A 13964-nucleotide genomic window follows, 5' to 3' on the forward strand; every position below is an offset into this window, starting at 1 on the left:
AAACATATGTTTCAATGCGGACAAATGATTCATTAAAGGACCACAGCGTGTCACACGTATTTCCGCGGCATACAAAATCAAATCTTCCCACTGTTGCACGAGGCGAAGGCGTCTATCTTTACGACACCACGGGCAAGCAATATTTCGACGGGTCTGGTGGCGCAGCCGTTTCTTGCCTAGGGCATGGCGACCCGGATGTCACCAATGCGATCAAAAAACAGCTCGATGCCGTGGCCTTTGCCCACACCAGCTTTTTTACCTCCGATCCCGCCGAGCAATTGGCCGACAAACTCATTGAACACGCCCCCGACGGAATTGATCGTGTTTACCTCGTTTCTGGTGGCTCTGAAGCCATGGAAGCCGCGCTGAAACTGGCCCGCCAATATTTCGTGGAAATCAGCCAACCCCAACGCCGCCACATCATCGCACGACGCCAGAGCTACCACGGCAACACCCTTGGGGCGCTGGCCACAGGCGGCAACGAATGGCGGCGCGCGCCCTTCTCGCCCCTCTTGGTTGAGACCACCCATATTTCCCCCTGTTTTGAGTATCGCGGCAAACACGACGATGAAACGACGCTGGATTACGGCCTGCGTGTCGCCAATGAGCTTGAGACCGAAATCCGTCGTCTGGGCGAAGACTCCGTGATCGCTTTCGTCGCCGAACCCGTCGTTGGCGCAACGGCTGGCGCGGTGCCCGCCGTCGAAGGATATTTCAAACGTATCCGCGAGATTTGCGACCAATACGGCGTGTTGCTAATCTTGGACGAAGTCATGTGCGGCATGGGGCGCACTGGCAAAATATTCGCCAGCGAACATGAAGGCATTCACCCCGATATCGTCGCCGTAGCAAAGGGCCTTGGTGCGGGTTATCAACCCATTGGCGCGATGCTCTGCTCCGCCAAAATCTATGCCGCAATTGAGGATGGCAGCGGATTTTTCCAACACGGCCACACCTATGTCGGCCACCCAACCGCCTGTGCCGCCGCCTTGGCGGTCCTCACAAAACTCACCGATGGTGGCTTGGTCGAACGTTGTGCCGTGAAGGGCGACCTCCTGCAAGCGGCCCTGCAAAATGCCTTCGCGCAACACCCAAACGTCGGCGACATCCGTGGCCGTGGCTTGTTTCGGGGCATTGAGTTGGTCGAAGACCGCGAGACCAAAAAGCCGTTTTCCCCCGAGCGTCGCCTGCACGCCACCCTAAAGAAAGAAGCCTTCAACGCAGGTCTAATCTGCTACCCGATGGGCGGTACCATCGACGGCAAACAAGGCGACCACATCCTTCTCGCCCCGCCATTTATACTCGAAGATACCCACATCGACGAGATCGTCACCAAACTTCAAACCGCCCTCGCGCGTGCTCTATGAGGTCACTCCCACGCCTTATGGTTGCTCCAAATGGTGCGCGCAAAACCAAGGCCGATCACCCTGCCCTCCCCATTACTTTGGAGGAAACCGTTGCCACAGCGGTTGCTTGCCATGCGGCCGGTGCGCAAGGAGCGCATTTGCACGTCCGAGACGCCCATGGGCATCACGTACTCGACGCGGGCCTCTACCGCGAACTCTTGTCGGAAATGCACAACGCCGTGCCAAATATGATGTGCCAGATCACCACCGAGGCGGTCGGCCGATATACCGCCGCGCAACAACGCCAACTCGTTGACGCGGTCCAACCGAAATGCGTATCCATCTCCTTGGCCGAAATGCTTTCCGATGGCGACACTCCCCAAGCAACCCGTTTCTACGCAAAATGCAAAGAGGCAGATATTTCGGTGCAACACATCCTTTATGACGCGCACGATTTGCGCGTTTTATCCGACCTTCTCGCGAACGAAGCATTGGCCACGGACGATCTGCAGGTGCTTTTCGTCTTGGGTCGATATTCCGAACATCAAGAAAGCACACCCCAAGACTTGGGTATTTTTACGCAGTGGCTCGGCGCATTCGAAACCGCGCCTGATTGGGCGGTCTGTGCGTTTGGCAAACAGGAAACCGCATGCCTTACTGAGGCACTGCGACTGGGTGGAAAAATCCGCGTTGGCTTTGAAAACTCGTTTTGGAATGCAAATGGAACGATTGCGAATTCAAACAGCGAACGGGTCGCGGAAATGAACAGAATTGTCCAGAACTTGGGCCCGCATTCAAGTTCCTTCCCCTCGTGACTTACGGCGTACCCAAGAGAAAACGCCGCGCCGCCATCATATCGGCTCCCTAGCTTGGATGCCGTTTCCCTTGGGGAGTGGACAGAAACGGTACGAAGTCTTTGCGCCCAGCGCGCTTGCGGCGTCATCATGGGTTGTTTATTGAAAATTGATCATTGGCGACTTCAGAAATCCTGCAATGACTTTATTGGCAGGGGAGACACAGAGACGGCCGTTTTAACCACGTTTTGATCCAGTTTTTTTTGATCTCACTAAGCTTTTCAACCCGCAGTTCTACTTCCAATATAGACAGGGGATTGTCTAAAAGGAAGAGTTTGGGATGACGCTGGCCGCCAGAAGGATGGCTGGATTTACGCTCAAACGGCGGTTCGATCTACCACATAGCCGCGACAAGCGATTGTTGGGGGCTTGCTTGGCTTTGCAGATAAGCCTGCGGTGCAGATTTCCAGTAGAAAAATGGGGCGAACGCTTCATGGCATGTGGCCTTAACCATCAAGCCGTAAACGACAATGCTAAAGGAGGAGGTATCCGACCGTTCCGCCGCACCGTAGGCAGTACGGATTTTTCCCGCCCCAACCATTGTGTTGCACGCCGCGTTAAACGCCTTCCCCCTTTCAAATCCACCTCAGCGGGGGCTTTTCCACATCCGAACACACCTTCGTCAGCGTGTTTGTCCCGTTGTGGCCATGAAGCCGTGTGGACATCGACCTCGCCAGTCAGTTGCCACGGCTTCCCGAAACTTCGCGGGCATGGAGTCTCTGTTTTGCCGCTGAGGACCCAGCACTGGCAACGGCTACGATGCGAGGGGGCAACGAATAAACCCAAGACCTCGATTCATAACTTATGACGGGTTCTCGGTCTCTCTTGGGCCATCCAAACCTAATCCCCGAAGCGCGCAAGGCTATTTTGACGCGTGCAAAAAGCTTGGTAATACGGACTACTCTGCGGCAGATACGATGGGCGGCGACTCTCGGGATTAAACACTGTTGGTCGCCCTCTTCGCTTCACGTCGGGTTCGTTCGACACCAACACATTAAGCTATTTTGGAATTCGCCTTTCATGCCAGACCCTGCTAGTTTCTCGTTCACTTACAATGTGCATAGCACCTAATGTTATCGAGCCTTACACTGTGATACCCGTAGGCTTTTGAGGAAGGTTTCCGATCAATATGGCGTTCATTCGCAAACTGCTACAGGACACGCGCGCAAGCTATTGGTTCGTACCGAGCGTGATGATGGTTGCCGCCTTGTTATTGGCAACTGGGACTGAGGCTTTAGATCGGCACCCAAACTATTTGCCATTTTCGTTGCCCAATGGATTGGTCACGTCCAATGCAGATGCTGTGCGGTCGCTGCTGGCGGTCATCGCACAGTCCGTTATCGCTGTAACGGGCGTGATGTTCTCGATGACAATCGTTGCGGTCTCCTTTGCGTCGGCAAATTTCGGGCCAAGGCTCATTGGGAATTTCATGCGGGATAAAGGCACACAGTTTAGTCTGGGTATTTTGATTGCGACCTTTGTCTATGCACTTATGATCCTGCGGTCTGTGCACAATATTGACGATTCCGGTGCAAACTTTGTACCCGTTTTCTCTGTTTTGGTCGCGTTGGGACTGACCCTTGCCTCGGTGGTAACGATGATCTTTTTCATCCACCACGTTCCCGAAATGATCAATCTTGAGAACCTTTGCCATAGTCTTGGATGCCGGTTGCGGGACGAATTGATCCGACTTAGCAAAGCATCAACTGCGACGACGGACAAGGAGTCTGTTCAGAACGCTTGGTTTGAAGAGGCAAGTAGTGAGGCCTCCGAGGGGGTAACGCTATTAAGCACGGGGTATATTCAAACCGTAAACTTAAACCAAATCAAACGCTTGGCGTCCAAAAACGATCTTTATATCGATGTTTTGGCAATGCCCGGAACATTCACGCACCCACGGAACCTCGCGTTACGGGTTTGGGGCCAAGGGGCGCTATCGACTAAACTCATAGGGGAACTTCGGGCCTGTTTTGCAACGGGGGTCGGAAAGTCGGAATCCCAAAATGTACTCTTTCTGGCGGAGCAACTGGTCGAGATCATCGCCCGCGCCTTATCGCCTGGCGTCAACGACCCTTACACCGCCTGTACATGCCTAAACTGGTTACATGCGTCTCTTCAGGAATTGGCCGCGATCAAGGCAGAGGATATCGACCTTTCTCCAAGTCGGGTTCATACGCCGACACTGACCTTCACCAGCCTGTTAGAAATTGCGCATGGAGATAGCCGAGAATACATTTTGAGCGACAACCTCGTTTGCGCGCATGCGGTGAAACTGTTGCGGGGACTGGCGGCAAGCCTTCCGAAGGGACCGCGCCGAGATGCCGTTGATCGAGAAATCGGAGCGCTTCTAGGTGAGAGCTGAACGCGCAGTTGGGGCTCACGTACGGTTCGCGCGCTAAAAAGTTATTATACGCGCCCGATGAACCTTTTAGCACGTGGACTTACATCTGCCATTCTCGTGGGTTGGATCGACATTTTCAGCTAGATACAACCTGCCGTGTCATACTATGGTTGATGGCGTTTGCGGTTTTCGCAATTGGCATCATGATGTGGTTCGAATTGGCTTAACCCCCTTTTTTTAACACCAAATATAGTGCGGAGCAGGATAGCGTGATGACACCTAAACCAAACCTATCCCAACCGACGGCACGGCTTGCGACTGTGGACGCTTTAAAATCCGCAGCCTTGGTCGGCATGATTGTTTTTCATTTTGCATATGATTTGGAATTGTTTGGATACCTCGCACAGGGGACAATGGCTCAAAGCACATGGTTGACCTTCGCAAGGATTGTCGCAGGATCATTCTTGTTTCTCTCGGGCGTTGGGTTAAGTCTTGCGCATTTTCCTACTATTCGATGGCCAGATTTTCTACGTCGACTTAAAATCATTGGTCTAGCGGCCCTCGTGATTACATTCGCAACCTACATCGCAGTTCCCGACCAGTTCATTTATTTTGGAATTCTCCACGTCATTGCTGTTTCAAGTTTAGCAGGATTACTGTTCTTGCGCATGAATCTCGTGCTCGTATTTTTGGCCGCGGTCCTTGTGTTCGTCCTCCCCTTCTTTTTCCGAACCGAGGCGTTAAACACACCTATTTTGACATGGATCGGCCTGTCCACGCAGTGGCGCCCGTCAATGGATTTTGAACCCTTTTTCCCTTGGTTTGCCCCTTTTCTGGCGGGCATATTTTCCGCAAGGTTGGCGAGGCAATTCGGACTCATTTCAGCAGGTCCGTCACCGGAAACCATGCCTAATTCTTTTTTGAAAAAAATTCGCTGGGCCAGTCGACATAGTCTCACGATTTATCTCGTCCACCAACCCATCCTGATTGGGGTGATCTGGGGGTGGAGTCGGTTGGCCCTATAGTGCCTTGGGTTATTCAGCTCTCAAACCTCCCTGCACCTAAGCGCCCAAAACGGGATTCAGCTCAAATGGCGCCACGATTTCACTGCCCGTTGAGGTGACGCGGAGCATATATTCACAGCGCACGCCACCAACTTCAGGGTCATATGCGCTGGGTTCGACCATCAGGAACATATCTGCTTCAAGTAGGGCGTCCTCATCTGGGACGATCCGTGGAAATTCATGCACAGAAGTCCCGATACCATGCCCAGAATGATGAGGATATACATACCCTTGCTTTTGCATGAAGGCTCGCAAAAGCCGATCAAGTTCACTGACTTTCAAACCTGGGCGAATTTCGGAGATCGCCAAATCAAGCGCCTCTCGGGAAGCTTGAAACATGCGAAAATACGCTTCACTTGGGGTAGCATCCACAACAAATGACCCACAACTGTCGCCCCAGTATCCGTGAACGCGTGGGCCGAGATCGCAAATAATGGGGTCGCCTTTTTGTAAAACGCGACTGCTGGGCTGCGTGCCGAGCGTCGCGGTATGCGTCACACCAGAGAGGTATTCGCCCGCAAACGCACAGCGCTCGCCCGCCATATTTTCCATCCGAGCACGTATCCGATTTAGGACATCAAGCTCGCTCGCCCCGACGGATGAACGCTTCCGCGCTTCATCCTGACCAGCGGCGACACAAAGCGCGGCAAAGCGCATCTTTTCAATTTCATGGGGTGTCTTGATGGCCCGAAGCCGTGCGAGATCGTGGTCTATTGAAACACTCGCCCCTCCTAGAATTTCGTTCAGAGTCGCAGGGTGGGATCGCGCCTCAATTCCACATTTCCCAGAGACACCCAACCGCTTGGCCATCGCCAGAACAGCCCTGTGAAAATTCGCCGCGACATCCGTCACGGCACACTCAAACCCGCGGTACGTTTCATAATTCACACCCCTGATTTGCTCCCCTTCGATATTGGCACAAACAATTCCGACGCTTTGATCGCGGCCAATAAATGCAAGCGTTGGACCACCAGCAAACGGGTTCAAACCGATCTCAATGCCCACGACATGCCCCGTGGCAAAACAAACGGAATCCGCCCCCGTTAGAACGGCCCAATCCACTTTAATCTCGCCCAATACTCCGGCAAGCCGCGCCACGTTGTCCATGCATTCCCCCGCAAGACTATCTACCACTCGGCAACAGACCCATCCGCATGCCGCCATTCCGGCGCGCGCCATTTATGACCTTTAAGCGCTTGTTTAACCACAAATTCTTCGTTGATTTCAATCCCCAAACCCGGTCCCTCTGGAATGTATAAACAGCCCTCCCTCAGATCAAACCCCGTGCCCTCCACCAGATAGTCTTGCATGTCCACGGGTCCGTTATAATGCATGCCAAGGCTTTGCTCCTGAAGGACTGCGTTCTGACAGACGGCATCCACTTGCAGGCTTGCTGCAAGCGCAATCGGGCCTAGCGGACAATGCGGGGCAATGGCTACGTCATAAGCCTCGGCCATATGCCCAATGCGAACCATTTCTGAGATCCCCCCCGCATGCGCCGTGTCTGGGTTGATTAAGCTTGCCGCGCGGGTCTCAAACACCCGTTTAAAATCATAACGAGAGTGCAAACGCTCTCCGACGGCCAAGGGAATCGAGGTGAACTTCGCCAAATCAGCCATCGCATCGATCTGGCTTGAAGCGACAACATCCTCGACGAAAATTGGCCGTAAAGGTTCGAGTTCCTTGAGGAGAACCTTGGCCATGGGAACATGCACGCGCCCGTGAAAATCAAGCGCAATGTCCATTCTGTCGCCGACAAAATCGCGCAACGCCCCCATTTGCGCGACGATACGATCCACCTCTCGATAGCAATCAATCATCCGTAATTCACGGGTCGCATTTAGTTTGGTGCAATCAAAACCGCGCGCCATAAGGGCCGCGGCTTCAACCTCAAGATTTTGCGGCCGATCGCCACCAATCCAGCAATAGGAGCGAATAAAATCGCGCACTTTTCCGCCTAGCAACGCGTGGACGGGCGCGTCGTGATAACGCCCCTTAATATCCCAAAGCGCCATATCGATTCCGGCAATGGCACTCATCAAAACCGGGCCACCGCGATAGCATCCGTTGCGATAAATCGACTGCCAAATATCTTCGATCATCAACGGATTCCGCCCGATCAGAAAGTCCTCAAGCTCGCCGATTTTGGCAGCAAGCGTTTCGGCATGCCCCTCCAAAACGGGTTCGCCCCAGCCACTAATCCCTGCATCCGTTTCTACCTTAAGAAAGAGCCATCTCGGCTCCACCAAATACGTTTTTAATGCGGTAATTTTCATGCGTCTGCCTTTGAAACAAATATGGCCCTTAAGTTGGCCAAAACGGTACTCGATGCCTTATTGAAACTATAAGACAGCATAACATCCGCGCTGTCAGCCCCGTAGACAGGAGCTGGGATACGGCTGGATTTTGCAGAATCCTTTCATCGCGAGCAAATAGGTATTAGGCTCACACAAATTGCAAATCGGATACCGCGATGAAATCCCTAAAGGGACGCGGCATGAGCCTAGACATATGAATACTGCCAAGCAGCAAATATTAAGTTTTTCTGACGGGGGTGCCACGGGTGAGTTTCACCTTTCGGGTCATCTCACCATCTATACTCTACCACAGGCGATGGCCGTTTTTGAGTGCCAACCCGAGATTTTGAAAGTCGATATTTCGGGACTAGAGCGGCTTGATACAGGCGGCGCGTGGTTTTTACTGACACAGCAAACTCAGGCAGCAGCCCGCGGCCAGAATCTTGTAATTTCCGGCGCAAGTGCTGAAGCCGCAAGTCTGTTCAAGAGCGTTGAAGCGGCAATGCCGCAACCGGACCCCCCGATTGTTCAGCCCCCCTTTTTCCGTGAAATACTGGCGCGGATAGGGGAGCGCGTCGTCTCTGGAGTGAAATTCTTGCTCGCTTTGACGAGTTATTTGGGGATATTTCTGCACAGACTTGGGCGTGCAATACGACATCCAAGCGAGTTTCGCCTGACCGCGCTTGTGCATCACTGCGAGGAGGTCGGTTTAAAAGCGGTGCCAATTGTCGCGCTGATGGCGTTTTTGATTGGGGTCGTGCTGGCCTTTCAAGGCTCCACCCAACTTAAACAGTTTGGGGCCGAAGTGTTCGTTGTTGATCTGATTGCGGTTTCGATTTTGCGCGAGTTGGGCATTCTTTTGACCTCTATCATCGTGGCGGGCCGAACCGCTTCTGCTTTCACCGCCGCAATTGGTTCGATGAAAATGCGCGAAGAAATCGATGCGATGCGCACGCTCGGCTTGGACCCAGCGATGGTGCTTTTTGTACCGCGTATTCTGGCGCTCTTGCTCATGCTTCCTATACTTGGGCTGATCGCTGACATTTCGGGGTTGTTCGGGGGCGCCCTGATGGCGTGGATTGATCTTGGGATCTCGCCTGAGATGTTTAAGACGAGGCTAGTTTCGGGAACAAGCGTTAATCACGTGTTGGTCGGCCTTGTGAAGGCACCGTTTTTCGCGCTCATTATCGGCGTCGTCGGATGCCACGCGGGCATGCAAGTTGAGAGCAATGCGGAGTCGCTCGGGCGCATGACTTCTAATGCTGTTGTCACCGCGATTTTTGCCGTGATCGTGGCCGATGCTGTCTTTTCGATCTTCTTTGCGAGTATGGGCATATGACCACAGACACCTCAAGCGATGTGATTATCAGCGTACGCGGCATCCGCAATCAATTTGGCCGCCATGTGGTGCATGAGGACCTTGATCTTGATGTCCGACGCGGTGAGATATTGGGCGTTGTGGGTGGGTCGGGGACGGGTAAATCGGTATTGCTGCGTTCGATCGTCGGATTGCAAAAACCAGTAGCGGGCAGCGTGAACGTCCTTGGCGTTGATGTGTTGACGGCTGATGAGGATACCCGCACGGCGCTTGAAGCGCGTTGGGGCGTTATGTTCCAAGATGGCGCGCTTTTCTCATCGCTCACAGTGCGCGAAAACGTCGAGGTCCCGATGCGCGCCATCAAAGGGCTTGCCCCCGAGACGCGCAGCAGTTTGGCCGATTTAAAGATTTCGATGGTTGGTCTTCCGTACAATGCGGGCGACAAGTACCCTTCTGAATTGTCAGGGGGGATGCGCAAACGGGCGGGTCTTGCGCGGGCCCTCGCGCTTGATCCAGAGATCGTGTTCCTAGACGAGCCGACTGCGGGCCTTGACCCTATTGGTGCCGCAGCCTTTGACACACTTATTCGCGGCCTAAGTCACTCTCTTGGCTTGACCGTGTTTCTTGTAACTCATGATTTGGATACGTTACATGCGACATGTGACCGGATTGCAGTCCTTGCCGAGCGCAAGGTATTGGTGACGGGAACGATGCAGGAAATGTTGGACGTCGACCACCCGTGGGTCCACGAGTATTTTCACGGACCGCGCGCGCGCGCCGCCGCCTCTGGAGCACAGAGCGGCACAATTTTGGAGGGTTAATCTATTGGAAACTCGCGCAAACTTCGTGCTTATCGGTGCCTTTGCCCTTGCAGGGCTGGTGGGCATCATGGCGTTCTTCTTGTGGTTCGCACAAGCGGAACTCGACCGCCAATTTGCCTATTACGACATCCGATTTTCCTCGGTTTCCGGTTTGGACAATGCCTCTGATGTGCGGTTTAGCGGCCTTGCCGTTGGGCAGGTCGTTGATGTGCGTCTAACGCCTGAACGGGATGGCACCATCCTTGTCAGGGTCGAAGTTGACGCTGAAACACCCGTGCGCACCGACAGCGTGGCAACCATTGAGTCACAGGGGGTGACAGGGGTTTCTTATGTCGGCATCGACGCCGGAACACCGTCCGCGGCCTTGTTGGTGATCGGTGCGGATGGCGAGATCCCAGAGATAATCGCCGGCCGTTCCGCTTTGCAATCGCTCTCAGAGGATGCGCCGCAATTGTTGGAACGTTCGTTGCAGATTGTCGACGAGCTTGGCCAAATGCTTGGCGACGACAACAAGAACCGCGTTGAGCAAATTCTGGTGAATATTGAAGATGCATCGGGTGAATTTTCGCGAACCCTGACCTCCTTTTCAGGGGTGGCGGATACAGTGGCGGACTTTGCCGAACAGATAAACCAATTCAATGCGACGCTGGATACGTTAACCGGGGATCTTTCGGACGTGCTCGCCACGGCGGACACGACGCTTGTCTCCATTCGGGAGTTGTCAGAGCAGGGAAAGGGCGTTTTATCCGATAGCTCCAAGACGCTAACGGACGCACAGGGCGCAATCATCGAAACCAAAGAATTCATCGCCCAAGACCTGTCGGCAATGGCTGACGAGTTGCGCGCGACCAACACCGATTTGCGGGCGCAACTAACCCTTGTGGCCGAGGACGCCCGCCATATGATGGCGACCTTTAGCACCACAGGCGAGCGCGCGACGCAGCGTTTGGAGGAGGCACAGGCGACGTTGGAAAGCACGAACACCCTCATCCAACAGTTGGACGACGCGGCCCTCGCCGTGGAAAATGTGGCGACCCGCACCGACAACTTGATCCGCGACGAGGGCGCGCCGCTCCTCACTGAAACGCGCGCCATGGTGGCCGAAGCCAACCGAGCAATCCAACCTGTCGTATCCATAGCTACCGAGGACCTTCCCGCGATTATTGCCGATATTCGGGCGGCGACGGAAAGCTCCCGCAAGGTCATCACAGAGCTTGGCCAAGACCTAAAAACCGCAGGGACCACCGCAAACGAGGTGATGGTCAGCGCCCGCGACACGCTGGAAGACGCCCGCGTTTCCTTTGCCAATGCCAATGTGACCATGTCGACCATCAACGACGCAATGGAAACAGGGGATCGCGCGCTGGCCTCCGCCGAACAAGCCTTCAACGGTGCGGACCGCGTAATCAACGACGATCTGGCGGGGATTATCGCCGGACTTAGAACCACACTGGACGGAATGAACACGGCAATCGGTAAAGTGTCTGACGACCTGCCCGAGATTTCTGATGACCTGCGGGCCGCAAGTGCCGCCGCCTCGGACGCCTTCGAGCAGTTGCGTCAAGTTGCGGACGCTTCGGGCCCTGCCGTGCGCGACTTTGCGACGGTCGGACTGCCGCTTTACACGCGACTGGCGCAGGAAAGCCGGACGCTCATTGACAATCTGGATCGTTTGACCAGCCAAATTCAACGCGACCCGACACGCTTCTTCCTTGACCGTGAAACACCGGAGTTTAAACGATGATCCACCGATCAAACCCATTCGTCATGATCCGCTCTCTTGTCCTCCTAACCGTGGTGTCTGGGTGCTCGGCGCTCACGGCTCTCAATGATGTCAGCACACCGCTTGACGTGTATGAATTGCGCGCGCCCGTCGATATTCAAGCAACCACGCGCCGACAATTGCCGCGCGACGTGATCATTGAACTGCCCTCAACCAGCGGCGCACTGGCCACCGACCGGATTATGATCCGTCCCAACGCGCTTCAAGCGCAATATCTGCCCGAGGTTCGTTGGAGCGATGCCACGCCGGTGATGGTGCAGACGCTGATGTTGCGGTCAGTTGAGGCAACAGGCGCGGTGCGCTATGTCGGGCGGCTGCCACTCGCGTCCCATGGTGACTTTGCCGTCGTGACCGAGTTGGTCGATTTTCAGGCTGAACTTAATGCCGACAAACAAACGGCAACAGTACAGCTAAAACTGATTGTAAGAGTCATTCGAGAGAGCGACGCCAAAATTGTCGCCAGCAAAACATTTAGGGCAAGTGCCCCATCAGCTTCGACAGAAACACAAATCTTAGTCGAAGCTTTTAACGCGGCCTCGACGGTTTTGTTTTCAGAATTTGCGGGCTGGTTGCCTAGTGTGTTGAGTCCCTAATCGGGTTCAGTTCGGCCAAACAATAAAGCCGCGCTCAGGTTCCTCTACGTTAAAGAAAACGGGCCGATTGGTATTCTTTTTCCAGTTTGATTTCAATCAAGGTCAATCCGTCCGCCTGCCCGTATCCATCAAGGCACCGGCACAAATTCTGGAGACACGCCTTGACCCACCATTCAATTTTTGTGGCACAAAAACGCCTTTCCTGTTGTCGCTCGACGCCACTGAATTCGACCACGCGAAATCTAGGGCGTGCTCGCCAATATGGACGTTGCGATCATGGCCCCGTTTGAGTCCTTCCTCGCCCTTGGTGGCCTTTTTCTGTTAGGCTTAGCGGCCGATCACATTGGACGCCGGACGTGGCTGCCGCGCGTAACCCTCCTCCTGTTGTGCGGTCTTGCGTTTGGTGACGCAGGTGTCGGAATAATACCTCAGGCCATCACGGATTGGTCCGAATTCTTATCTGTCACCGCCCTGACAATGGTGGCCTTCTTACTCGGTGGGACCCTGAAAGCCGACACAATCCGCGCCAGCGGTGTGGCAATTCTGACAATTTCAGTGTCAATTGTCATAGCAACTCTGCTGTTGGTAAGTTTGGGCTTGTGGGGGCTGGGCTTCCCACTCGGGCTAGCGCTGATCCTTGCCGCCATCGCAACCGCCACAGACCCCGCCGCGACCAATGACGTCATCGCTCAATCCGGTATCACAAACCGCTTCACCAATACCCTCAAAGGGGTCGTCGCCATAGATGATGCGTGGGGATTGATTGTTTTCAGCGTTGTCCTTGTTATCGCGTCGCAATTAAACGGGGCGTCCACAGAGGGTGAGCTTGGAAAAATCGTCTGGGAGATCGGGGGTGCCGTTGGGTTGGGCATTGTCATCGGCCTTCCGGGTGCGTTTATGACGGGTCGTATCAGCGACGGGGACCCTTTGGAAACCGAGGCCTTGGGTTTGGTCTTTATGGCGGCGGGTCTTGCTTTGTGGCTTGAAGTTTCGTTTCTAATTGCGGGCATGACCGCCGGTGCACTCATCGTAAATCTCGCAAAACATCACACCAAAGCGTTTCATGAAATCGAGCACCTTCAGTGGCCTTTTATGATCCTGTTTTTCGTCCTCGCGGGGGCATCTCTGGAAGTTGACGCCTTATGGGCGCTGGGTTTTCTGGGGGCGACTTACGTTATTTTACGTCTGATCGCGCGTATAATTGGCGGGTGGATTGGGGCGTCCCTTGGGGGTTTGCCCCGCGCACAACGCCCGCTTGTCGGCACCGCTCTGCTCGCGCAGGCTGGGGTTGCGATCGGAATGGCCCTTGTGGCCGCACAGAGATTTCCTGAGTGGGGGTCGCAAATCATGGCGATAACAATTGGCACGACGGTCCTGTTTGAAATAATAGGCCCGATTGCTACCCTGCTCGCCATCCGCAAGGTTACCAAACCCGCCAAACAAGATTCTTGAGCACAAATGTAAAACGGGTTGGTCCGGAACGCGCTGGCGTGGGCTGAGGCCATTCGACAACCCCTTTTGGCTCAATCTTATCTCTTTAGAACGAC

At 54.3% G+C, this 13964-nt stretch carries 11 protein-coding genes; 9 read left to right on the plus strand and 2 right to left on the minus strand.

Annotation, left to right across the window (positions count from 1 at the left end):
- Nucleotides 1-47: 47 nt before the first annotated feature.
- The 4 genes from AB9F29_RS07500 to AB9F29_RS07515 all read left to right on the plus strand — a co-directional run bounded on the left by AB9F29_RS07500 (nt 48) and on the right by AB9F29_RS07515 (nt 5566).
- Nucleotides 48-1367 (plus strand): aspartate aminotransferase family protein, encoded by a 1320-nt coding sequence (locus tag AB9F29_RS07500; protein WP_369755168.1) that lies wholly within the window; start codon nt 48-50, stop codon nt 1365-1367.
- A complete protein-coding gene (locus AB9F29_RS07505; protein ID WP_369755169.1) occupies nt 1364-2161 on the plus strand; it encodes a 3-keto-5-aminohexanoate cleavage protein in 798 nt (265 codons plus the stop codon). Before AB9F29_RS07500 ends, AB9F29_RS07505 begins: the two co-directional genes overlap by 4 nt.
- Before the next feature lie 1168 nt (nt 2162-3329).
- Entirely contained in the window at nt 3330-4562 is a 1233-nt protein-coding gene (locus AB9F29_RS07510) for a DUF2254 domain-containing protein (RefSeq protein ID WP_369755170.1), read from the plus strand.
- 251 nt (nt 4563-4813) lie between these two features.
- Nucleotides 4814-5566, plus strand: a complete 753-nt coding sequence (locus tag AB9F29_RS07515) for a DUF1624 domain-containing protein (RefSeq protein WP_369755171.1) — start codon at nt 4814-4816, stop codon at nt 5564-5566.
- Nucleotides 5567-5602: 36 nt separating this feature from the next.
- On the opposite strand, the gene AB9F29_RS07520 is transcribed toward AB9F29_RS07515, so the two are convergent.
- A complete protein-coding gene (locus tag AB9F29_RS07520; RefSeq protein ID WP_369755172.1) occupies nt 5603-6712 on the minus strand; it encodes a M24 family metallopeptidase in 1110 nt (369 codons plus the stop codon).
- Nucleotides 6713-6732: 20 nt separating this feature from the next.
- Entirely contained in the window at nt 6733-7881 is a 1149-nt protein-coding gene (dgoD, locus tag AB9F29_RS07525; protein ID WP_369755173.1) for a galactonate dehydratase, read from the minus strand.
- Nucleotides 7882-8116: 235 nt separating this feature from the next.
- Here dgoD and AB9F29_RS07530 point away from each other — a divergent pair, with 235 nt between their 5' ends.
- From AB9F29_RS07530 to AB9F29_RS07550, 5 genes are all read left to right on the plus strand, one after another.
- Nucleotides 8117-9241, plus strand: a complete 1125-nt coding sequence (locus AB9F29_RS07530) for an ABC transporter permease (protein ID WP_369755174.1) — start codon at nt 8117-8119, stop codon at nt 9239-9241.
- Nucleotides 9238-10041 carry an ABC transporter ATP-binding protein gene (locus AB9F29_RS07535; protein WP_369755175.1) on the plus strand — a complete coding sequence of 268 codons (804 nt, stop codon included), beginning with the start codon at nt 9238-9240 and terminating at the stop codon, nt 10039-10041. Before AB9F29_RS07530 ends, AB9F29_RS07535 begins: the two co-directional genes overlap by 4 nt.
- Nucleotides 10042-10045: 4 nt before the next feature.
- Nucleotides 10046-11785, plus strand: a complete 1740-nt coding sequence (locus tag AB9F29_RS07540; RefSeq protein WP_369755176.1) for an MlaD family protein — start codon at nt 10046-10048, stop codon at nt 11783-11785.
- Entirely contained in the window at nt 11782-12417 is a 636-nt protein-coding gene (locus AB9F29_RS07545) for an ABC-type transport auxiliary lipoprotein family protein (protein WP_369755177.1), read from the plus strand. Before AB9F29_RS07540 ends, AB9F29_RS07545 begins: the two co-directional genes overlap by 4 nt.
- A gap of 276 nt (nt 12418-12693) precedes the next feature.
- Nucleotides 12694-13869 (plus strand): cation:proton antiporter, encoded by a 1176-nt coding sequence (locus AB9F29_RS07550; protein ID WP_369755178.1) that lies wholly within the window; start codon nt 12694-12696, stop codon nt 13867-13869.
- The last annotated feature ends 95 nt before the right edge of the window (nt 13870-13964 follow it).

It is taken from the genome of Falsihalocynthiibacter sp. S25ZX9, from assembly GCF_041205405.1.
Lineage (GTDB): Bacteria > Pseudomonadota > Alphaproteobacteria > Rhodobacterales > Rhodobacteraceae > Falsihalocynthiibacter > Falsihalocynthiibacter arcticus.